Genomic DNA, 22382 nt, shown 5'->3' on the forward strand with positions numbered 1-22382 from the left:
CGCATCATGGACGCCCCTCTCCACGGCATTGTTGTCTCCCACACGCACTGGGACCGGGCCTGGTACCTGCCGTTTCAGGTCTTTCGGCACCGGCTTGTGCGACTCGTCGACCGGCTCATCGAGCTGCTGGAGACGAACGAGGAGTACCGTGCCTTCACGCTGGATGGGCAAACCGTTCTACTCGACGACTATCTCGAGATTCGCCCCGACCAGGAGGAGCGACTCCGTACACTGATCGACGAAGGGCGTCTTCTCATCGGTCCGTGGTACACGCTGCCGGACCTGTTTCTCGTCTCGGCCGAATCCGTCGTGCGCAACCTGCAGGTTGGCCGCGCGCACTGCGACGAATTTGGTGGCGGGATGACGGTCGGATACATTCCAGATCCGTTCGGACATTTCGCTCAGATGCCGCAGATCCTCCGCGGTTTCGGCATGCAGACGTACATCTTCATGCGCGGTCTCGGGCGCGAGGAGAAGGAACGTCTGGGGGGCACGTTCGACTGGCGGGCGCCGGATGGGTCCACGGTGCGAGCAATCTACCAGCCACAGGGCTACTTCCCGGCCGGGAATCTCGGACATCCGGAGGTCTACGGCCGGTTCGACGGTCACACGCCGACGGTCGACCTCGCCGAGGAGCGGGTCCGCGAGGCGGTGGAGACGCTCAGCGACGTTCAGCAGGAAAAGACACTCCTCCTGAGCAACGGCTTCGATCACATGCCGGAGCAGCCGGAGCTACCCGATCTCCTCACGTCGTTGAATAAGCGAATGACGGATGTGGACCTGGAGCACGGCACGCTCCCCCAGTTTGTCGATCTTCTGCTTGCGGAGTATGGGACGCACGAGACGTATGAAGGGGATCTTGTCGGAAATGCCGATCATCCCATTCTGCTCAATGTCTACTCGACTCGCATCTACCTGAAGCAGCAGAACCACCGAGCGCAGTCGCTCCTGACGCGCCATGTCGAGCCGATGAGCGCGTGGCTTGAGACGGAGTCCGTTGGTCCGGACGCGCGGCCCTTTCTCGATCAGGCGTGGCGCCTTCTTCTCCGTAATCATCCGCATGACGACATCTGTGGATGTAGTGTCGACGCCGTTCATGATGACGACGAGCAACGCTTTCGGCAGATTGACGAGATTGGAACGTCGCTTCTTCGCGAACACCTCGAGTCACTCGTTCTGTCCGGAGGATTTGAGGAACCGCAGGGGAACGAAGAATGGCCGTCTGACGACCGGCTGGACGAGGGGGCACCTGACCTTGGTACCACAGACGTGTTCGTGTTTAATCCGCACCCCTTCGCGCACAGGCAGCGCGTGGAGGCCACCATCATGATGCCCGAACCCGAGGGCACGCGGTCCGACGATCCACGCCCGGCTCGACCTCTCGCTGGGTTGATGCCCGACGGCACGCCCGTTGACATCCAAACGCTCGAAACGGAGGGCGATGTCGTCCGCAGCAACTATCTGGAGGCGACCTGGGGACGGCGATACCGCGTCTCCTTCGACGTCGAACTTCCGCCCTTGGGCTACCAGGTCGTTCGCATTGCCGAAACGCTACAAGCTATCGAGGACAAGAACGACCCCGCGGAGGTCCTACTTGAGAATGACGCGTACCGCGTGTGGGTTGAGGGTGAACGCCTGCAGATTCTCGAGAAGGAAACCGGGACTCGTTTCGGTGACGCACTCGGATTCGAGTACCATCTCGACGCCGGCGACACCTACTCATACGGTCCGGTTCCTGACCATGGGCCGTGGAACGCAGAGTTTGTTTCGAGTCAGCACCATCCTGATCGCCGGGAGACGCTACAGCTTCAGTATGCTCTCGCCGTACCGGAGCAGTACGATCGTGACGCCGAACAGCCGATTGGGACGACGACGCTCGATCTAACGGTCGATATCACGCTCACGCTGCAGCAGGCCGTTGGCATCTCGGTTCGTTATGAGAACACGGCTCGGGACGGGCGCCTTCGCATCGTTCTCCCGACGGGCCTGATTCGGGACGAGTCGCTGGCGGATGGCCACTTCGCGCTGCGTCCGAGGAAGAAGCCGCCATGGCTTACCCCCGAGGACGAGCCGGAGCGCCACGACGGCTATCCCGGCGAACTGAACTATCCGACACAGCACCAGGGGGATTTTGTGATGGTAGAACAGACATCCGATGATTCCGACCAGGGCCGACGGACGTGGATCGCAAACCGTGGGCTCCCGGAGTACGAATTGTTGACCGACGGTGAGCAGGCGCAGGTTGCCGTGACGCTTCATCGCGCCGTTGGATGGCTCTCCGTTGCGGATGGACGCATCCGAGGCTGTCAGGCCGGACCGACGGTTCCAACACCCGGTGCGCAGTGTCAGCGCGAGATGCACGCCGAGCTCGCCTGGGGACATGGCATCATACCCCGATTCGAGGCGGTGCGCCGCGCTCGTGCCTTCGCACACCCGGCCCGTGCGACTGAAATTCCGTACCTCCCGTACGCCGAGTCGAGGGGACGCTGGTCGCGCTCACGTTCCATCGCCAGGATTGACAATCCAGCCATCGATCTTACGGCGCTCCGTCCTTCCGTTACGGACGACGCTCAGGCGATTCGACTTTGCAATTTGTCGGCCGACGAGCAAACGGCCCGCCTTTCGATCGGACTCCAGGTGGAAGAATGGTGCGTCTCGACGCTGCAGGAGGGATGGGACGAGGCCTCCGTTCGCGATGTAAACAGAGGGACGATCGACATCACGGTAGGGCCGCACGAAGTGGTGACGTTGCTTCTCCGATAAATTGGCGCAGTTTCTCGCTTGCCAATCAGTACACGCGGCCTGCGGGCGACATCCTTTTTTCTTCCCCTGCAAATTCGGAACCCGGCTTCAGCCGACAGATTCGATATTGCAAACGTTTGCAGTCTTTACTGCACACCCAAGATCATGGCTCAATATTCTCCTTCGAACATCGACGCTCGCAGTTTCCTTCGGGTCGTCACGACAGAGCATCAGGGACGGTTTCTTGTTCGATTTCCGGAAGGGTATCGTACGGATCCGTCGCGCAGATGGCCGTTTCTGCTCTTTCTCCACGGGGCGGGGGAGCGGGGGCGCGACCTCAACCTTGTGCAGCGGCACGGACCGCTTTCCGATAGCGCACCGGATGAGATCCCAGCGATCATCGTGGCACCGCAGTGCGATCTGGAGGATTGGTGGAATGCTGCCGCTCTAGAGGCCCTGGTTGAGTCGTGCCTGGAGCGCTACCGTGTCGACGAGGCGAGAATGGCGTTGACCGGCATCAGCATGGGCGGGAGCGCCGCGTGGGAGCTGGCGGCGCGTACGCCTGAGCGCTGGACAGCCGTTGCACCCATTTGCGGTCGCGCCGATCCACTGCGGGCTCCCTCGCTCGTGGATGTGCCGGTGTGGGCATTCCACGGTGCGCAGGATACCGTCATTCCGGCGGAGCAATCCAAAACGATGGTCGACGCCATCCGGTCCGTTGACGGGGAGGCGAAACTCACGATTGACCCCGACGCCGCACACGAGGTCTGGACGGATGTGTACCGTGGGACGGAAATCTATGATTGGCTCTTAAAGCCGCGCGATTAGCGATGCGGATCCTGTAGAAGCTTTCCTCTGAACTCGCTCTTCCTGAACGATGCAGCTGACCGGGACTTTTCTCGACGAGATTACCCATGATATTCCGTCTCAAAACTGGGGCGCGAGGGAGTGGGCACGTGATTTCGACGCCATGAAGGCCGTCGGGATCGATACCGTCATTCTGATTCGTGCCGGCTACCGGGACCGTGCTGTCTTCGACTCGGAGGTGCTGTCGGATGCTCGTGATATGATGCCGGCCTACGACGACCTGGTCGATCTCTTTTTACGAGAAGCGGAGCGGTGCGGCATGGACTTCTGGTTCGGCACGTACGATGCCGGCACGTTCTGGGACGAGGGCGACTATCGGCACGAGGTTGACATCAACAAACCGTTCTGTGCAGAGGTCGCGGAGAAGTACGGCGATAGAGAGGCATTCGCCGGCTGGTACATCAGTCACGAGATCAACGCCTACGATGACGGGATGCTGAACGTCTACGAGGAGCTCTCCGATCATCTTCGCGAGCTGGTCGATGTGCCAATCCTGATGTCACCGTACATGAAGGGAGTGAAGCAATTCGGGGACGAGGCGCTTGGATTTGACGAGCACGTCCGCGAGTGGAGTACGGCCTTCGAGCGGCTCGAGGGCCTCGTTGATGTCGTCGCATTCCAGGATGGCAATGTGCCGCTGACCGAGCTTCCGCGCTACCTCGCGGCCAACCGGGAGCTCGCCGCCGCCCACGGAATCGAGAGCTGGGGGAACGTCGAGACGTTCGATCGCGATGTCCGAATTAAATTTCCCCCGATCGATTTTCGGAAGCTTCGCTACAAGATTGAACAGGCTGCTGAGGCAGGGCTCGACAAGCTGATTACGTTCGAGTTCTCCCACTTCCTGAGTCCGAACGCCGATCACCCCGCCGCTCGTGCCCTGCATCGCCGGTACCGTGAGTGGATCGATGTGGACAAATCTCCACAGGCAGCCGAACCGTCCGTAGAGGACCGCTCCTCCATCACGCAGTCGTAAACCCTTTCTTTTCGATCGACTCGACGCACGCACATGCGCCTACCTACACCGACGCTCGATCCGGCGACTCTTTCGCCCGACCGGCGCACTCAGATTTCGTCCATTCGCCAGCGGTACCGGAGTGAACTGTATGACCGCGTGCTTCCGTTTTGGATGGAGCACTCCATCGATCGTGAGAACGGTGGATACTACAACTGTCTGGATCGCGACGGCGCGGTATACGACACGACAAAGCACAGCTGGCTTCAGGGTCGACAGGTATGGATGTTTTCAGCTCTGTATCGCACCGTCGAACCACGCGATGAATGGCTCGACATCGCACAACACGGCCTCAAATTTCTCCGCGATCATGCGCTTCGCCCGAACGGACAGGTGTTTTTCTCGCTCACAGCGGACGGCCGGCCGATTTACCAGCAGCGGAAGATCTTCTCGGAATGCTTCTACGTGATGGCTCTCGCCGAGTATGCCCGCGCAGCTGACCGGCCGGACCTCCTGAAAGAGGCCGAAGAAGGATTGGGTCGGCTGTGGGAATGGTCCTCGGATTTGACAAAAGTGGGCCGCCCGCAGCACGAGGGACAGGCGGATGCACGGTCACTGGCCATCCCAATGATTCTGCTGAATCTGATTGATGTCGTAGCGGGCGAGAATACGTCCGACTACGCGTCCAGCGTCGACAAACTACTCGAGCGAATCCTGCTCCACGTCCATGCAGACGACAAGATGGTGCTTGAATCCGTGGCGCCAGACGGCTCTCGACTCGACGGTGCCGATGGTCGGGTCCTGAATCCAGGCCACGCGATTGAAGCCGGCTGGTTCGTCCAACACTGGGCGCAACGACTCTCTCGGCCGGACCTTCAGGAGACCGCACGTGACATCGTGCGATGGTCATTCGATCGAGGGTGGGACGACGAGCACGGTGGAATCTTCTATTTCCTCGACGCCGACGGCTACAGCCCGATGCAACTCGAGTGGTTCATGAAGCTCTGGTGGCCGCACTGCGAAGCCCTCTACGCCCATCTTCTCAACTACGCTCTCTTCGGTGACGAGGAAGATTGGCAGGCCTTCAAGACCGTGGATACTTACACCTTTGATCACTTTTCCGATCCCGAACACGGCGAGTGGTTTGGCTATCTCGACCGCGAGGGTCGCGTGACGCACAGATTCAAAGGTGCAGCCTACAAAGGCTGCTTCCACGTTCCGCGGACGCTCTGGCTGTGTGAACGCCTTCTGGGTATGCTCGACGCATCCGATTGACACCGGAACAGCTCCTTTTCGCATCGCTCCGACCTTCTCGCTCAACCGACCTCTGAAACGATGAATGCCAAGACCGCCTCTCAAACGTCCAAAGCCCAGAACGAGCCCGCGTTCGAAGCATCGCGTCAGGCCTCTAACCGAGGAACCCAGCGCGAACGGCTGCCCGTGTTGATCTTTGAGAAGCCCTCAGAGATGTCCCATCGCGTGGCCCGACGGATCGCCAACCTGATCGAAGAACGCCAGGCGGTCGGGCAAGAGCTCGTCCTCGGCCTGCCGACAGGCTCGACGCCCATTGGCGTCTATCAGGAGCTCGTCCGCATGCATCAGGAGGAAGGTCTTGACTTCTCTAATGTCGTGACCTTCAATCTCGACGAGTACTATCCGATGGATCCAGAGAGCCTTCAGAGCTATCACCGGTTCATGGAGGAGAATTTCTTCAATCACGTCAATATCCCGGAGTCGCAGATTCACATTCCGGAAGGCGACATCCCGCGAGAGGAGGTCGAGCGGCACTGCATTGAATACGAACATGCGATCGAAAAGGCCGGTGGCATTGACCTTATCTTGCTCGGCATCGGGCGAAGCGGGCACGTCGGCTTCAACGAGCCGGGATCGAGCCGGCAAACGCGAACGCGCTTGATCATTCTGGACGAGATCACGCGGAAGGATGCGGCGAGCGACTTCTTCGGCGAGGAGAACGTGCCACAGGAGGCGATCACGATGGGCGTAGGGACGATCCTCGACGCCGACGAGATTATCCTGATGGCAACCGGTGAGCACAAGGCTCCGATCGTCCGGGAGGCTGTGGAGGAAGAGGCGAACCGATCCGTCACGGCGAGTTACCTGCAGGATCACCCGAACGCAAGCTTCTACCTCGACCGGGCCGCGGCTGGCGAACTGACGCGAGTGAAGACGCCGTGGCTGGTGCGCGACATCGAGTGGAACGAGCAGCTCGAAAAGCAGGCCGTGATTTGGCTATCCAAGAAGCTGAACAAGGCGATTCCGCGTCTGGAGTCAGGTGACTTCTACCGCAACCAGATGCATGGCGTCGTCCATCGCTATGACAGCATTGACGACCTGACTCGCAAGATATTTGAGGACCTCCGACAGAGGATTGTTTACAGCGACAATCTGATCAAGAACGAGCGGGTCATCCTCTTTAGTCCGCATCCGGACGACGACGTCATCTCGATGGGAGGGATGCTTGACAAACTTGTCGCCAATGGCAACGACGTCACGGTAGCCTACATGACGAATGGCTCCGTGGCCGTCTTCGATTCCGACGTTCGACGGTACCTCCGCTTTATCGAGATGTGCGGCCCGACGATGGGACTCGAAGGGGAGGCGTTCGAACACTTCAACGCAAAGCGGGCGGAGATCGAGAGCTTCCTGGATCAGAAAAGTCCGGGCGAGGTGGATATTCAGGAGGTGCAGGAGCTGAAAGCCTACATCCGGTACGGTGAAGCGGTCGCGGCGACGGAGGTGATGGGCCTCGGGCCGGAGCACTGCCGCTTCCTCGACATGCCCTTCTACAAGACGGGCCGCGTGCGCAAGGATCCGGTCACGCAGGCAGATGTCGATGTCGTCCGAAACCTGCTAGAGGAGGTCGAGCCGACCAATGTTTTCGTTGCCGGTGACCTCTCGGATCCGCACGGCACGCACCGAATGTGTTACCAGGCCATCCGCGACGCGCTCGGTGAATATCGTGATGCACGAGCTGGATCGGATGGGCAACCTGCTGCTAACGCTGCTCCGCTCGTCTGGCTGTACCGTGGTGCGTGGCAGGAGTGGGAGATCGACCGCGCGGATATTTTCGTGCCGCTCTCGAAGGCGGATCTTGGTCGAAAGGTCGAAGCGATCTTCAAGCACGAGAGCCAGAAGGACCGGGCCATGTTCCCCGGCGCCTACGACGAACGCGAGTTCTGGCAGCGCGCCCGGGACCGAAACTGCGACACCGCAGATACCCTGAACGGTCTGGGGCTGCCGGAATTCTATGCAGCGGAAGCGTTCGTGACGACGCACGAGATGCCGTAATCGCCTGTGCAATCATGTAGCGAATCGAGCGGCAGCCCTCGGTCGTCTCAACATACACACGGCGCGACGGTGCGGTCGGAATCGCACCCTCGCGCCGTTTTCTGTGTGCCCGTTCGGCGAAAGCCTCCCATGAACTAGCGACCGGCCTGCGCGGGCGGCTCGGTGACGATCAGTGTGCCGGTGGCGGTGCGACCGCGGGTCTCCGGTTCGTACATCATTTCTGCTTCCGCCGGAGGATGGGTGTACGTGCCGCGCGTCGTGGCGCGAGCGACGTACGTGTACGCGTGCTCTCCCTGCTGGAGATAATCGGCAAAGAGCAGCACGCGGTCATCACGCTTCTCCGTGTGATTGAACGAGCCCCACCAGCGGTCGGAGCCTGTCTCTGCATTCTCCGATATCTCGCCTGAGGTCGTCGCGAAGGCAGCATTGATGGGTTCGAGTCCGGCGGGGAGCGCATCATCCACGACGACGTAATTGCGAGACGTCGGAGAAGAGACCCGCAGCCGCACGCGCACGAGCTGGCCCGGCGTGAGCGAAACGTTTCCTTCACCTGTCGTCATCCACTCGCCGACGGGCGACCCGCTGTCATCGAGTCGCTGAATTCGACGCTCGACAACCATGCCCTGCTCCCGTGCTGGCACGGGATCCGCTGTGTACGCTTCGAGCCGGAGGGAGTAGTAGACCGTTCCGGTTCCGTCCTTTGATACGGTAACCGGCACTTCGCGGCCCGACGGTACGGCGCCGAGTCCAACGGTGTCCGTAGCGGCACGCAGGCTGCGTCCTTCGAACGATTCCTGGAGGACCGTTCGGCCAGCGAGTTTGATTTCGGCGCGGAAGTCGGGGTTTGCTGTTTCGAAGGCGTCGTAGTAGGCCCGGAGGGCGTCCACGGCTGCCGCGTTGTCCTGTGTCGACGCCCAGTGTCCGTTCTGTCGTTCGGCCATGAGGTAGCGCACCATTCGCTGGGCGACTTGCTGGAATCCATCGCCACCGCCGTGTTCGATGAGGGCGCTGAGCCCGAACGCCGTGGCACGCACGTCGCTGGAGAAGATCCAGCGGTAGTCGTCGCGATCCGGCGCGTCAAGGTATGCTCGCGTCGCCTCCACTCGAATCATGCTACGGAGACGCTCGGCGATGGACGGCTCGAAGCGGGAGAGGGCATCGTGGTCGGCTGCGACAAGAGCGCGCAGCAGGAAGCTGAGCCCTTCCGGTGAGGCGGGCGGATCGGATGCGAGGGCGTCGATTTCACTTTCCAGCACGTGCCCATGCCGTGTCAGGGCATACAGCATCTGGGCTCGCGTGGTTTTCCACACGTCACGCGAGTAGAAGGCGGGACGTTCGCTGCGATTGCGGACGTACGCCTCAACGGCTTCAATCGTCTTCCTCGTCAGGGATGACGGCGTGTCGTAGCCCGCGTCCTGGGCCTCCGCGAGACCGAGCAGTACGTAGCCGGTGACGTACGGATTGTCGTGGCGGCTGCCTTCCCAGAGCGAGAACCCGTTACCGGCCCAGAAGGACCTCAGGGAGCGAAGCCACGACTGCACCGCTGCGTTGCGATCGCCGTCCATGACTTCGATATCGAAAGCATCCACCACATCGTTCGCGAGGAGCAGCGGACGAACGCGGGAGGTCGTCTGCTCCAGACAGCCGTACGGATACTCGAACAGGTGCTCGATTGCGCCGTCGAGTCCCACGAGGGCCGTGCTCGAGAGCTTCATGCTGAACTCCCCGGCGCCCGGGATACGGTTGCCCGCCAGCACGATCGCCTCTTCCTGCGTGCCGTCCGTCGACGAGAACGTGCCGTCGGCCAGCTTCGTGCGTGGGAGCTGAACGGGTACGGTCGTCTCGAAGGCATCGGTCTCACCGTTTAGAGAAGCGCGGAAGCGGACGGCCGCGTTGCCCGGCTGGTCGGCACTCCAGTCGAAACGGACCTCGCGCGTGGCTCCTGCTGGAAGGTTTATGGATTGCGTCGAGGCGCCCGCGAGCGCGAGTCCACCCTCGGGTTCGGCCGTGACCTCTACAGTGCCGTCTTCGTCCGTTCGGTTCGACACGAGAACGCCCGCCTGGAAATCATCATTCAGCCGCGCGAAGCGAGGCATGGCCTGTTGCAGCACGAGTGGCTTGGTCACGACGATGTTTGCCTGACCCTTCCCAAAGGCCTGGTCACGCGACGCCGCAGCGGCCATGAGTCGGAACGTCGTCAGGCTCTCCGGGAGCTTGAAGGTCAGCTGTGCGCGCCCATCGTTGCCGGTCCGCACCGATGGTGCCCAGTGGGCAAGCGGTCGGAAATCGGTCCGGACGGCGTTTCGTCCGACGCCACCGCCTCCGCCCGGGTCTTCCGTCTTCTGTCCGTAGTCGCGCTGCTCGACGAGTTCCGCACGGAGCTCGCTCGTGGTTACGTTCAGCGCGCGGGGCCCGTAGAACGTGTCAAATGGATCGGGTAGCGAGTAGCCGATGAGGTCGAGGACACCGGCATCTGCGGCCGAGAACGCGATCTCGCCTGATACGCCGCTCCCCGACGCATCTGTCAGGCGTAAGTCAACGGTGATCTCCTCGCCGGGCCGGTACTGCGTCTCCTCCGGTGACACGTCGACGCGAAGATGCTTCTCATTCGCATCGACGCGCAGACTTGTGTACCCGATCTTGAATCCGGGCGCGCCCGGATCACTGGTTTTCTGCGGCGGCGCTGTACGACCGCTGAGCAGGATCACGCTGACGTAAATGTTCGGCAGGTGCTTCGCTTCGATCGGAATGTTGATCTGCGGCGCTGTCTTGTCGATCTGCATCACGCGGCTGGAGATGATGCCTTCCCGCTCGACCGTGACGAGAGCAGTCGCATCCTCGTACGGTGACTGGACCAGCAACTTCGCGGTTTCTCCGGGAGCGTACGTCTCCTTGTTTGGGACAATGTCGATCCGGTCATCGTCGTCGCGGCGCCAGGCCACGTACCCGCGACCGGTTGCGTAGGCGTGCGTGTCGGTTCGAATCTCGTTGCCCCGCAGGTCTTGAGCCTTCGCCCGAATCTCGTAGCGCCCGCCCCGAGGGAGAACCATGCTCAGGCGCTGGGCCTTCGACGCAGACGTGGTTATGCTGGTGTTGTAGATGACCTCTTCGGTGCGCTCACTTCGCCAGCGCAGGCGTCCATCGGCTCCGACCTCTTGTACGCTGTTCCACTGGACGTGGACAACCTCGATGTCGACATCCTTGCCGCCGACGGGCACACCGCCGGGATCGGTCGTCATAATGTCGACCGTGAACGTGGTGTCGGTCTTGAGGTCCAGGAACGTCGTTTCGGCCTTCAGCCCAATGTAGAACAGGCCGGGATGCATGGTGGCCGACGTCGCTGCGCTCATGGTCTGGTCGGTCGGGCTCGTCACCGTGCCACTCCACGTTAGGCGGACGGGCGTGCCTTCGTTATTTCCCTCGAGCTGGTGCCGAATCGTTACGGCGCCGGTCGAGTCGAGCGGTTGTTCGCCGCGAAGAAGGGTGCCGTACTCGCGTGCATCCGTTGGGCCGAAGCGATAGGACGGGTAGCCAGGCGGCGTGTAGCGTGTGTCAGATTTAGAGAGGCGGAACTGGGCCGGCTGTCCTTCCATGCTGGCCCCGAAGAGATAGCGGCCCGAGATCGAGCCTTCGAAGAAGTCACCGGCGACATACTGTTTTGCCGTTGTCGTGGCGTCGACGTCCATGGTAGCACGACGGAAGTCCTCCACGCGGAAGGACGCGTATTCGATCGTCTCATCCTCGTGGTGGACGCGAACCGTGTACCGGCCGCGGGCACCGTCCTCCGGGACATCCCACGAGAGATCGAACGAACCCATCGTGCCCGGTGAGACCGTCGAATCCAGTACGTCCTCATTTCTGGGATCATTGATGTCGATGTCGATCGGGTCCGTCAGGTTGGACCACGCACCGTCCGTTTTCTGTCGCACGAAGCCTTTCAGGTGAACGGTTTCGCCCACTTTGTACAGGCCACGGTCGGAGAAGACGATCGCTTTTTCCGACTGCGCCTCCGGTCCGCGATCATAGTTGATGCCGAAGCGGTACGGCTCGACGCCATCGTCGAACTCGCTGCTCGTAACGGCGAGGTCTTCACCGTGCTCAACAATGACAAATTGCTTCGGCGCTCGATACGATGACGTGCGCTCGATACCCAGCGCCCACCAGCCAGGCGTCTTCGCACGACCATTGGCATCCGTCGTACCGCTCCAGAGCACTTTGTTTGTCTCATCGCGGATCTCGACGGAGGCGCCCCGTACCGGCTCGGCATTGTTGAGCCGCGTGACGAAGACCAAGTTCTCGTATGGGCTGAATTTCCCGGTGACCCCCAGCGACGTGACTTGAGCGAGCGCCTCGTATTCGGCGTCGTAATCTGAGTTCGGCCGGTCCCACCGCATGTTGATTCCGACAAGACCCGTGCTGTCGGTGAGCATCGAGTCGAGCCGCATCGGCACAACGCTCGGCGCATTGCGCTCAAGGCCGAAGTCCCAGTACCGATTTCGGGGGATCGTTTGCTGAAAATACTCCTCGCGATCGTCGCCATATCGGTTCAAGTTGCTCAGGAGCGGTACCACATCGTCCTTTGAAAAGGAACGCATGCCGATATCGACACCGCCCGCGTTTGTCGCCTGAACCGGGATGATGGGATACTGGTCGGCCTCGATGACCATCATGCCCTGGTCTGCCTGAAGCTGCGGGCGGTACGGTCGCGTCTGAAAGCTACGTGCGAAGACGGACATAGACTGGCCAAAGACATCTGTCAGGCCCTCGATTCGGACGCGATAGGAGGTTTCCGGTTCGAATGTGACGGGCAGCCGGTGAACCGTCTTCTCGCTCCCCGAACGGGAGTCGATGTTGTCGGGCCACTGGACGTCAGGATCGAAGCTGATGGCCTCCTTTAGCTTGCCAAACTCGACCGGCGTGCTGAATCCGACGTACATGCCGTTGCCCGGGTAGAACCTGCTGTCGAAGCCGCGACCGCCCTGGTTCATCTCTACGACGGACAGATCGGGGCGAACACGGAATGCAACCTCTCTGTCTTCGGCAAACCCGAGTTCGCCAGCCGACGTCGGTAGGCCTTTCTTCATGATGATGCGCACATTGGCACCTTTCGGAAGAGCGCGCTGTGGAGTAAGCGTGATTAGTGTGTCATTCGCCTGCTCGATCGTGTACGGGTTGGAGGTCCGGGAGGCGTCAATCGAAAGATAGGGGCGGATGTCGTCGACGCTCACTGGAAGTGAAAAAGACAGCTTTACCGTCGCACTCGGGTCGGCATATCGAGCTCCATCTTCCGGCGTGGATGCAGTAAGGCGAGGACGCGGGGTCTCGAACGACCAGGTGTACGTATCGTCCAGGGATTCGCCGTCGAGGGACGTGATGTCTGCACGTACGGTGGCCGTCATCGTGGTCGCCACCGGAAGGTCTCTGGCAGGCTGAAAAACGAGTGTCTGCGTACCTTCCCACCGCAGCGAGCCCGGCACGGCGGGGGCCAGCTCGATTGCGTCCTCGGGAATCGCCGGGTCCGGACCTATGGGCACCATCGGCTTGGAAAAAGTCACCGTGATCGGCTGGCGACGATTCTGGGAGTGCATCGATCCCGTCGGTGATGAACTCAGCACGCGAAGCGGGCCCTGAAGCGTGGGCGTGTAGTTCGTCGCGCCATTCGCCCGCTCCGGCAGGTCGGCCGTTCCTATATCATAGCCTCTCTCTCGAAGGGCAGCCTGCGACGCCTCCTTGTTGCTTCCGCCGCAGTGGGCAAGCGTCAGCCCGAGGAGGATGGCTGCGAGAAAGACAGTGAAACGTGGTAAAGCAGAGGGGCCCGACATGGGAAACAGAGAGGTGCAAGAAGGAGGAGGGTGCACACGCCATCGCATCGAACAGGCGGTAGGGCGAGTACAGGTTGAAAACCTATTTGACGGATCATTTCGGTGACGAGATTCACGCGCCAGAACCCACGCCATCACAGCGCTCGGGCGCGGGGAGGGTCGAGCGTTGGAACGTCAGTATTCCCCGGATCAGCCCTAGATTGCCCGCCAAATCGGTTCTTAATGTATGAAATCGTGTGCTTTTGTCCAATCCTTCTCTTGCACCTTTTTCCGGAAAGGGCGAATGGAAGTGTGTCACCCGGCTCGACATGAACGCTTTACAACCTGTTTGGCGTCGGACGTGAAGTGATCTATCTGCTCCAGCCCGCGGTCTTGGGCATGTCGTGTACGACGATTGGAGCGCTGCGGCTACGATAGCGAGTCCCATCGGGGCCGATCGCGCGGAGGTGGAGGGTGTGGCGTCCCGGCGAGAGGCGCCATTGTGCGGTTTGGTAATCGACGGACAGCCGTTCGCCGTCCACGACCCAGTGGACATCGTGCCACGTGGTCGGTGCGGTGCCCTGCAGATGGATCTGCTGAAATTGATCGTGCAGCACCGGGTTGACGTGAAAGTTCATACCCGGCAGCGGATAATGAATCTGGAGTCGGTTTGTCTTCTGCCAGGCTCGTTCATCGTCGTTTCGACGGGCCTCGGCATGCGTCACACGTGGAGGAAGCGGGACGTCGTTGTCGCGCATCCACGCGTGGTATTTTTCAGGGTAGACGGTGAAAAGCCTCTGATCAACGGCATCGGCGGGCGTATCGTCTGACGCGAGCAAGCCGGATCGCCGGTCGATCGGGATTCTCCGATGCACGGTGCACGTGTCGGTTGCGGCGGGGGCAGTGCCTGGGAGGAACCATTCGGAGCGAGGGCTCGGGCAATGGGCGCCGGGACGGTTGCCGCTCGCGGGACAGACGTCGACCGATTGCAGGCCGGCGCGAGTGGGATCGCGAAAGGCGCCGCCCGGGCCGAGGTGCGACATGATCGCGTGGAAGAGGGGGCCCGCGCCCGTGACGCCGCTCACACGTCGCATCGGAGAACCGTCGAAATTACCTACCCACACGACGACGGTATGCGTCGGGGTAAAGCCAGCCGTCCAGTTATCCCGGTAATCCTTCGACGTGCCGGTTTTTGCGGCGACTGGAAAGGGGAATTCGAGTGGCCCGTGCCGGCCAAAAGCTTCTGCGCGGGCGAATGGATCGGCCAGGATATCCGTGATGATGCGGACGGCACCGGGTGAGAGGTCCATCGCCTTTTCAGTGCGGGGCGACACGTACAGCGTGTCTTCTTGCGCCGTCCGAGTCCAGTACACCGAGCGCAAGCCGGGAAGCATTCCGCCCCGGGCCAGGCCGGCGTATGCACGGGCGAGGTGGAGCATGCGTACTTCGCCGTTCCCAAGGGTCAGGCCGACGCCGTAGTGCTCCGGAGACCGATCGAGCGAGGTAAGGCCGACATCTTTCATCGTGGCAAGCACGTCACCAGCACCGAGCTCCTGCGCGACACGCACCGCGGGGATGTTGTAGCTGTTCGCAAGGGCCTCCCGCAGCGGCGTCGGACCGTGGAGCGTCCCGTCGTAATTCGTAGGGGTGAAGGCGCCGCCAGCTTCGGGGACGTTGAGCTCGATGTCTGGCAAGACGGAGGCCGCGGTATGCAGGCGAGCGTCGAGGGCGCGAGCGTACGTGAATGGTTTCAGAGCGCTTCCGGGCTGTCGACGCATCCGCACGCCGTCGTTCTGCCCACCAATCTCTGCGTTCCAGAAATCCGCGCTTCCGACGTACGCCCGAATGGCGCCCGTCCGATTCTCAATCACGACGGCGGCTCCGTTCGTGACTTTTTCGTTGTCGAGGCGCCGGACGTGCGAGCGAACAAGTTGCACTACCGTGTGCTGCAATCGCGCATCAAGGGTCGTGCGAACCTCGACGGGTTGAGAATGCCCGGGACCTGTGCGAGCACGATTGGGATCGTCGAGGCCACGAGTCACGCGCAACCACTCGGTAAAATGCGGGGCTCGAAAAATGTGTCGCGGCTCATTCAGGTCCAGCGGAAGCGTAGCGAGACGGTCGGCCTCGGCGCTGGAGAGATCGCCCGCGGACGCCATCGCACGAAGGACCTGCCGCTGTCGCTCACGCGCTCGATCGAGGTGCCGGAAGGGATTATACCGCGTCGGGCTCTGCGGCAGGCCCACCAGCAGAGCCGATTCGGCCAGGGTGAGGTCGATCGCGCTCTTTCCAAAGTAGAGCTGGGCCGCCGCTTCGATGCCGTGCGCCCGGTTACCATACGACACGCGATTCAGCCAGGCTGCGAGAACGCGATCCTTTGACCATCGCAGGTCGATACGCAGGGCGAGATGCGCTTCGGCTAATTTGTCCCACCATCCGCGATGAGACGCATTGCGGATGCGCCGAGCCACCTGCATCGTGAGAGTGGAGGCCCCGCTGACGATTCGCCCCTGTGAGAGGTTGGACCAGATGGCCCGGGCGACGGCAACCGGGTCGATGCCCGGGTGACGATAGAAGCGCTGATCCTCCGTAGCGATCAGTGCGGCTCTCACGGACGGGTCGACCGCCTCCAGCGGCACGGGGCGCCCGCGACCGGCAGGCCGAATTTCGCGCAGCAACAGTCCTGATCGATCGGTGACGTGCAGGCTGACGACGTTCGTCTGCGGGTCGGCCGTTTCAGGTAGGGGCCACGCGAGGGAGAGGAGGAGAAAGATGAGAAGACATGCTGCTACAACGCCGTATGGACGCCTGCGAGCGACGGCGCGAAGACGAACCAACCCACGGCGGAGATGTCGAGAGATGGCAGCAGGGTCGATCCTCATGGCACATGGGGTCGACCGTCAGGGGAGGACAGTGGTGAAAAGGCGTTCACGCAACGCAGCGTCATTCGACACCGAGAACCTTGTGTGTTTGAACGCTCACGCGCCAGGCAGGGTGCTGGAGTGCGAGGTTGATTGCCGAATCCTTCGCCTCCTCCAGGCGGGGTCCGTCCTCCGGCTGCAGCCACAGGAGCCGACGGAGCCCGGGACCGATCTCGTGACGGGTCGCGCGCTCGGCAAAATCGCCGTATGCATCAGGGTGATAGTCCGGCACGACCAACTTCAGTTCGTCGAATCGTTCCAGGACGAGCTCGTCTTCTGGAAGCTTCGGGCTGCACACAATCCAGTCCGGCATCACGACGCGTTGCTCCTTGTCATCCCAGAAGGTTTCCTCGATCTTGATCGTTCCGTTCGTTTCACACGCGACCTCGTATCCCGCGTCCTGCATGGCGCGGACCAGTGTCGCGTCGAGTTGGAGAAACGGTTCGCCCCCGGTCACGACGCAGAAATCGATGGGACCGCCGGTCGTCTTCATTCGGTCGACGACCTCGGCGGCCTCTAGCGACTCGGAGCCCTCTTTCGTAAAGTCGGTGTCGCACCAGGTGGGACAGTCGGCTCCGGTGCGTTCGGCATCCCGCGCACGGTCTTCCTCGTACCCCGTCCACATGTTGCATCCGACCATGCGCACGAAGACAGCCGGTCGCCCGGCCCAGAATCCTTCTCCCTGCACCGTCCGGAAGATCTCTTTTACCCGGTAAACGGGGTCCTGTGAACCGGACGAACTGTTGGGATGCCGTTCATCGAGGGATGCCGGAGACGAGGGCCGTGACCCATCGCTAGACGGTGAGTCGATCATTGGTGTGGGGCGAAGGGGGGAGGAGCGAATCCGGACACACTTCGTTGGAGGGCGTGAAGGCGGACGGAAAACCACCGCAAGAAGCGAACCGAAGCGTGCGATGGCAGGTTTCCGTCTCATCACAACACGGGTCGGATGTGAAGCAGCAGTCGGTGGCGGTAGATCCTTGCAACCGAAGGTGGTGAAGCGACCGGCCCAAGTATTTTATTCGCTTCTATGTTACGACAAATATGAGCGCGTCAAACAACACAGATCTCGAACAGGTTTATCGGGAAATGGAGGAGGAGGCCGTGCGGCATACCCGCATTGCGCTGGAGCACATGAAGGAGTACGGCATCGAGCCGGAAGGGGAGGTGCGACCGTTCCTACCGCCATCGGAGCGCAACGAGGAGATCAAGCGTCTCCCGTACGAGCATGAGACTCGACAGGTCGTGACCTACGAAACGGAGCCCGGCGAATTTTCGGCGCTCTGCCCATTCTCGGGACTGCCCGACTTCGGCACGCTGCGCATCGAGTACGTTCCCGGTGACTGGATCGTCGAGCTGAAGAGCCTGAAGTACTACGTCGTGTCGTGGCGGCAGATTGGCGCAGCACAGGAGGATCTGACGCCGATTATCTTCCAGGATTTGATGAAGCACCTGAAGAATCCGGAGTATCTCGTCGTCGAAACGGAGTACAACGTCCGCGGCGGCATCAACACGACGTGTACGATCGACTCACGCGAGCAGTAAAGGGCCGATTACTGCCACTCGCGCATGTTGGAGGTTCCATCTGCGTTTTTCTCCGTGACATCCTGGCCCGGCGTCGGCTCATTGCTCTCGTCCGTCCGACGAATGACGCGCAGGGAGCGCCACCCGGTGTCCGTTAGAGCGACGGTTTCACGGCCTGATTTTGTTTGGTTCGTTTCGCGAAGAATGTCCGGTACGTCTCTGTAGTTGCGCTGGATATCGTCCCGGCGGGCCCAATCTTCGACATCGGTCAACTCGTATGAGTACTGCACCTCTGCAAGGGGTTGCTGGGCGCGCTGGCGGAGGGCGAAAATGGTGTCGATCTCCGTCACCTCCGGCGTAGCGTAGCAGAAGGCCGAGCGCCACCCGCGGAACTGGTACACGGTCTTGAGAGATTTCTGGCCGTCATCCGTGAGCGTGAACGTGTTTTTGACGAGACCGCGTTCGTCCACGATGCGATTCGAGGAGAGAAGTTCTGCGTCTTCGAGCGTCAGAAACTGACGTACGGCAACAGTAGGTCTCGTTGTGTCCGGCTCGATCAGCGTGACGGGGAAAGTTTCTCCCTGTGAAAGCGCCTGCGGGTTGATGCAGGCGTCATTGAACGCGATCAGCGACTCTGTGATCGCATCCTCGGCGGCACTTTCAGACGGCATCGGGCGACCGCTTTCGTCCGTCGTGGTTTCCGCGCCGGAGCAGGCAACGAACAGGCCGGTGAGGCAGAGGGCACAAACAAGCGCGAGGGGGCGAATCGTCATGGATTTCGTGGCATTCGGCAGGCGAGGGTCTTCTCAAGGGTATTGCCACGCTCCGAAAAGTACAAGTCGGGGGGCGAGTTCAGGGTTCAGAGTTCAAGGTTCAGAGTTCAAGGTTCAGAGTTCAGGGTTCACAGTTCAGGGTTCGACAGGTTGCCGAATAACCTGAAGGGAGTGCCTACTGAGATATTAAAAAAAACGTCGCACGGCTGTGCGACGCTTGATCCCGTCAAAAGTGCAAGGCGGGATGAGTGTCCAACCGAACCGGAAAAGACGCGTCAGGATGGTCCTGAGATGTTACCCATGGTGCCGGGACCACGGGGGGCAGCGTTGGGGGCGTGGTTGGGCTCTAGATAATTGGCCTATCGGAGGTTCCAGAAGAGGAGGCCCCCGCCGTCGCCACCGCTCAGAAGCTCTGGTGCGCCGTCGCCGTCGAGGTCGGCGCGGAACGGCGCGGTTAATTTGGGCGCATCGACCGAAAGCTCCCCATTCGCTTCAAAGGAGCCGTCGCCCGCACCACGATAGACGAAAATCCCGGCCAGTTCAGAGCCAACCAGTAGATCGAGGTGGCCGTCGCCATCGAGGTCCGTGAGGTGCGGAGCACTTCGCGCCTTCACCGAGACGCCCTCCAGGTCTTCCGTCTGCAGCGTGAAATCTGGTGCTTCGGGCGAGCCGTCGTTACGGAAGACATTGATGGTGCCGGAACCTTCGCCTACCAGCAGGTCCAGATCACCATCTCCATCGATATCGCCGAGGGATGGGACGGCATTGCTTCCCCGCGGAATGCTAACGATCGGTGTTTCGTTGACGGTGAAGGATCCCGCATCATTTTCGGCGAAGAGCAGGTCGCCATTCCACGTGCCGACGATCATGTCCGGATCACCGTCGCCGTCGAGGTCGCCAAGTGCCGGTGCGAACCGGTAGGCGTCCGGCATGTCGATCTGGCCTCTCATCTGGAACGCAGGTGAATCCGTCGATCCGACATTTTCGATGATTCGGATCTGAGACGAAATGCCGGTCGACGGTTCGATCTTGTTCGACAGAAGAAGATCAATATCGCCATCTCCATCAATGTCACCGGCTGCACCGACGCTCTCGTTTCCGACGTCGAGTCCGCCCACGTACTGCCGGGTCTGGAGGGTGTAATTCGAGCCGTCGTTCTCGTAGAAATAGAGGTTGTTCGTTAGCGTTTTCGTCGCGTCGTACGCGCCGCCCAGTACTCCAACGAGTACGTCGAGGTCACCATTTTTCGTCACGTCGCCGAGGGTCGGAGCGTTGTAGCCGCTCGTACTCATCGGGTTGTTCGGCGGAAAGGGTTGAGGCGTACCGCGCAGATCCGGCGTGGCGCAGGCCCGGCCCCGATTTTCGATTAGGAGAAGGCCTGGCTCGAAAAAGTCGCCCCAGAAGAGGTCGAGGTCGCCGTCCTGATCCGGGTCGGCGAAGGCCAGAGTGTTGGCCCCGTGCAACGTGCCGATCTGGTTGACAATCTCAATGTCTTCGTACTTCTCCGTCACCAGTTCGAACATGGGCATCGTGCCCGCCTGCATTTCCTCAGAGGCTTCGTAGCGGTCGACCGTCCCATCGAGGCGACCGATGAATAGATCGAGCCGATTGTTGCAGTCCACATCGGCGACGGTCGGGATATTCTGTCGGTCGGAAAAGACCGCTTCCCCACCGGGCGTCTTCAGTGTGTCTGTGATCATCGAAAACTCGGGCTGACCGCTCGATCCGGTGTTTTCGTACATCCGGATGTAGCTGAACGGCTTCTCGGCGAGCAGATCTGCATCTCCATCGCCATCAAGATCGGCAAACCGAAACCATTCCCCGATGTCGAGCCCTTTGTAGTGATCGGTGCGCCACACAAGACGGCTACTGTCCGCGCCCACGTCCACGCGCTCGAAGAAGCGCAGCTCGTTTGTGTCCTCCTGAAGGAAGAGGTCCTGGTCGCCGTCGTTATCGATGTCGACCAGCTGGGGCCGCGGTACGTTGAGCCCCCCGAGGAACGGGTGCTGGATGGGCGTGCCCGACGAGTCGTTGACTGCAAACGGGGATACGTCGCGCACCCAGTCGGAGCCAGAATCGCGATCGCTTGCTGCTGGAGTTCCCGTGCATCCAGCGAGCACCGGAAGAACGAGCGCGAAAACGAGGAGGAGGGCGGCGCAGTCGAGGGCGCGACGCGGCATAGCGGGGCGGGTTGAACAGTAAGAGTGTAGGCGATGAAACGAGGGGAGAGAGTGCCGTGGCTTTTAACAAAGCATTTCGGTCACTCTCTCCCCCTATGCTCGGTGTGCGTCCGTTCGTTACGGCGCAAGAGTTTGCGTCGCGTTCTGGCCACCGAAAGTGCCGATCCCCGTGGGGTTTCTTCCGGTTTCGACGACCTTCACGATCTCACGTGTTTCCGTGTCGATAACGACGACCGTGCCGCTTTGCTTATCGTCGCCTTCCGGGGCGTAAGACTCGTTCTGGTTGTTGTTCGTGACAAAGAGGTACGTGCCATCTGCTGACAGTGCAGAGCCGTGAGGCTGCGCGAGACCATTTCCAGTGATTCTCGCGATCTCCGCGCGCTCCTCTATGTCGATCACGGCCACGGCATTGTCTCCTTTGATCGGAACGTATGCGGTCTTACCATCGGGAGAGATGACCGGGTGCCACGGCATATTTCCGACGTCGAGTGTGTCCGTGACTGTGATGTTCGCGGGGTCGGACGCGTCGAAAAACAGAAGCTGCCCTGTGACCTGTCCGCCGCCGATCAGGGTCGAACCATCCGGCGTGGAGGCAAACTGAACAAGTGTCTGGTTGTCGCCGCCGAGTCGCGTGAGGGAAATGTCGCGGGTGTCGGCATCGAGCGAGAGCAACTGATTCGTCGCAAGGCTGGCAACATAGGCGCGCTTGCCGTCGGGCGATGTGGTCAGGGCGTGCGGCCGCGGAAAGAATGTGTCGATCATTTCCAGGCTCATATCCGCTCGGTTGATCACGCCGAGGCTCTTGGGCGGGTTCACGGCGCTCATGGAGCGTCCGACGAAGAGCAGCTCGCCCTCCGGCTGAATGGCCATCATGCCCGGCACGTCCATGTCGGCTTGTCCGACGATCTCGTTCTCTGAATTAAATTTGAGCACCGTGTTCTCCGCGATGAGCGACAGGTACCAGAACGATCCGTCGGGTTCAGCGACAGCATGGTGGGGCTTCGCGTTCGCCGAAAAGCCAAGTTCTTGAAGGTCGATGGTGTCGATGACGTCGTGCGTGGCGGCGTCGAGCACCGTCACCGTCGCCGAGCCCTGGTTGCAGACGTACACGCGCGGAGTCACGGCGGTCGCACTCGACTCAGCGGTGTCCGTCGGGGCAGTCGACGGTTGAGCGGTAGCACAGCCGACGAAAAAGAGGAAGACCGTAAGCCACGTCGCGGTCAGTGAGAGCAGTCGAGTCATGATCCAGATATCGTAATGTGGAAAAACAAAAATGCCGGCGGCAGCGATCATCGCGCCGCCGGCAGATCCAG

The 22382-nt window shown here is 61.1% G+C and carries 12 protein-coding genes; 6 read left to right on the top strand and 6 right to left on the bottom strand.

The window, feature by feature from the left end:
• Positions 1-6 precede the first annotated feature (6 nt).
• The 5 genes from CRI94_RS04165 to nagB all read left to right on the top strand — a co-directional run bounded on the left by CRI94_RS04165 (position 7) and on the right by nagB (position 7870).
• The gene (locus CRI94_RS04165) at positions 7-2763 is read left to right on the top strand and encodes a glycoside hydrolase family 38 N-terminal domain-containing protein (protein WP_098074418.1); all 2757 of its coding nucleotides are present in this window, start codon (positions 7-9) and stop codon (positions 2761-2763) included.
• Positions 2764-2907: 144 nt separating this feature from the next.
• Positions 2908-3570 carry a carboxylesterase family protein gene (locus CRI94_RS04170; protein ID WP_098074419.1) on the top strand — a complete coding sequence of 221 codons (663 nt, stop codon included), beginning with the start codon at positions 2908-2910 and terminating at the stop codon, positions 3568-3570.
• Between the two features lie 49 nt (positions 3571-3619).
• Complete coding sequence (locus CRI94_RS04175; protein ID WP_098074420.1) at positions 3620-4582, top strand: DUF4434 domain-containing protein; 963 nt, start codon at positions 3620-3622, stop codon at positions 4580-4582.
• A gap of 33 nt (positions 4583-4615) precedes the next feature.
• Entirely contained in the window at positions 4616-5836 is a 1221-nt protein-coding gene (locus CRI94_RS04180) for an AGE family epimerase/isomerase (protein ID WP_098074421.1), read from the top strand.
• A 60-nt stretch (positions 5837-5896) separates the two neighbouring features.
• Positions 5897-7870: a glucosamine-6-phosphate deaminase gene (gene nagB, locus CRI94_RS04185; protein WP_098074422.1), complete on the top strand. Its 1974-nt coding sequence runs from the start codon at positions 5897-5899 to the stop codon at positions 7868-7870.
• 134 nt (positions 7871-8004) lie between these two features.
• Here the strand turns inward: nagB and CRI94_RS04190 are convergent, their stop codons facing one another.
• The 3 genes from CRI94_RS04190 to CRI94_RS04200 all read right to left on the bottom strand — a co-directional run bounded on the left by CRI94_RS04190 (position 8005) and on the right by CRI94_RS04200 (position 17406).
• Complete coding sequence (locus CRI94_RS04190) at positions 8005-13692, bottom strand: Ig-like domain-containing alpha-2-macroglobulin family protein (RefSeq protein WP_179862150.1); 5688 nt, start codon at positions 13690-13692, stop codon at positions 8005-8007.
• Between the two features lie 350 nt (positions 13693-14042).
• On the bottom strand, positions 14043-16553 hold the full coding sequence (gene pbpC / locus CRI94_RS04195) for a penicillin-binding protein 1C (protein WP_098074424.1): 2511 nt from the start codon (positions 16551-16553) through the stop codon (positions 14043-14045).
• Positions 16554-16614: 61 nt separating this feature from the next.
• Entirely contained in the window at positions 16615-17406 is a 792-nt protein-coding gene (locus tag CRI94_RS04200) for a 7-carboxy-7-deazaguanine synthase QueE (protein WP_098074425.1), read from the bottom strand.
• A 230-nt stretch (positions 17407-17636) separates the two neighbouring features.
• Here CRI94_RS04200 and queF point away from each other — a divergent pair, with 230 nt between their 5' ends.
• A complete protein-coding gene (gene queF / locus CRI94_RS04205; protein ID WP_098074426.1) occupies positions 17637-18137 on the top strand; it encodes a preQ(1) synthase in 501 nt (166 codons plus the stop codon).
• Between the two features lie 8 nt (positions 18138-18145).
• Here queF and CRI94_RS04210 read toward each other — a convergent pair whose 3' ends face one another.
• The 3 genes from CRI94_RS04210 to CRI94_RS04220 all read right to left on the bottom strand — a co-directional run bounded on the left by CRI94_RS04210 (position 18146) and on the right by CRI94_RS04220 (position 22311).
• Positions 18146-18889 carry a hypothetical protein gene (locus CRI94_RS04210; protein WP_098074427.1) on the bottom strand — a complete coding sequence of 248 codons (744 nt, stop codon included), beginning with the start codon at positions 18887-18889 and terminating at the stop codon, positions 18146-18148.
• Positions 18890-19248: 359 nt separating this feature from the next.
• Positions 19249-21069 carry an FG-GAP repeat domain-containing protein gene (locus CRI94_RS04215; protein WP_098074428.1) on the bottom strand — a complete coding sequence of 607 codons (1821 nt, stop codon included), beginning with the start codon at positions 21067-21069 and terminating at the stop codon, positions 19249-19251.
• Positions 21070-21186: 117 nt separating this feature from the next.
• Positions 21187-22311 carry a YncE family protein gene (locus CRI94_RS04220; RefSeq protein ID WP_143815291.1) on the bottom strand — a complete coding sequence of 375 codons (1125 nt, stop codon included), beginning with the start codon at positions 22309-22311 and terminating at the stop codon, positions 21187-21189.
• Positions 22312-22382: the final 71 nt, after the last annotated feature.

It is taken from the genome of Longibacter salinarum, assembly GCF_002554795.1.
In the GTDB taxonomy this organism is placed as follows: domain Bacteria; phylum Bacteroidota; class Rhodothermia; order Rhodothermales; family Salinibacteraceae; genus Longibacter; species Longibacter salinarum.

What these genes read in the sequence shown, in the direction of transcription:
- CRI94_RS04165 (WP_098074418.1), top strand. Translation starts at nt 7, where the DNA reads ATGGACGCCCCTCTCCACGGCATTGTTGTCTCCCACACGCACTGGGAC.
- CRI94_RS04170 (WP_098074419.1), top strand. Translation starts at nt 2,908, where the DNA reads ATGGCTCAATATTCTCCTTCGAACATCGACGCTCGCAGTTTCCTTCGG.
- CRI94_RS04175 (WP_098074420.1), top strand. Translation starts at nt 3,620, where the DNA reads ATGCAGCTGACCGGGACTTTTCTCGACGAGATTACCCATGATATTCCG.
- CRI94_RS04180 (WP_098074421.1), top strand. Translation starts at nt 4,616, where the DNA reads ATGCGCCTACCTACACCGACGCTCGATCCGGCGACTCTTTCGCCCGAC.
- nagB (WP_098074422.1), top strand. Translation starts at nt 5,897, where the DNA reads ATGAATGCCAAGACCGCCTCTCAAACGTCCAAAGCCCAGAACGAGCCC.
- CRI94_RS04190 (WP_179862150.1), bottom strand. Translation starts at nt 13,692, where the DNA reads ATGTCGGGCCCCTCTGCTTTACCACGTTTCACTGTCTTTCTCGCAGCC.
- pbpC (WP_098074424.1), bottom strand. Translation starts at nt 16,553, where the DNA reads ATGAGGATCGACCCTGCTGCCATCTCTCGACATCTCCGCCGTGGGTTG.
- CRI94_RS04200 (WP_098074425.1), bottom strand. Translation starts at nt 17,406, where the DNA reads ATGATCGACTCACCGTCTAGCGATGGGTCACGGCCCTCGTCTCCGGCA.
- queF (WP_098074426.1), top strand. Translation starts at nt 17,637, where the DNA reads ATGAGCGCGTCAAACAACACAGATCTCGAACAGGTTTATCGGGAAATG.
- CRI94_RS04210 (WP_098074427.1), bottom strand. Translation starts at nt 18,889, where the DNA reads ATGACGATTCGCCCCCTCGCGCTTGTTTGTGCCCTCTGCCTCACCGGC.
- CRI94_RS04215 (WP_098074428.1), bottom strand. Translation starts at nt 21,069, where the DNA reads ATGCCGCGTCGCGCCCTCGACTGCGCCGCCCTCCTCCTCGTTTTCGCG.
- CRI94_RS04220 (WP_143815291.1), bottom strand. Translation starts at nt 22,311, where the DNA reads ATGACTCGACTGCTCTCACTGACCGCGACGTGGCTTACGGTCTTCCTC.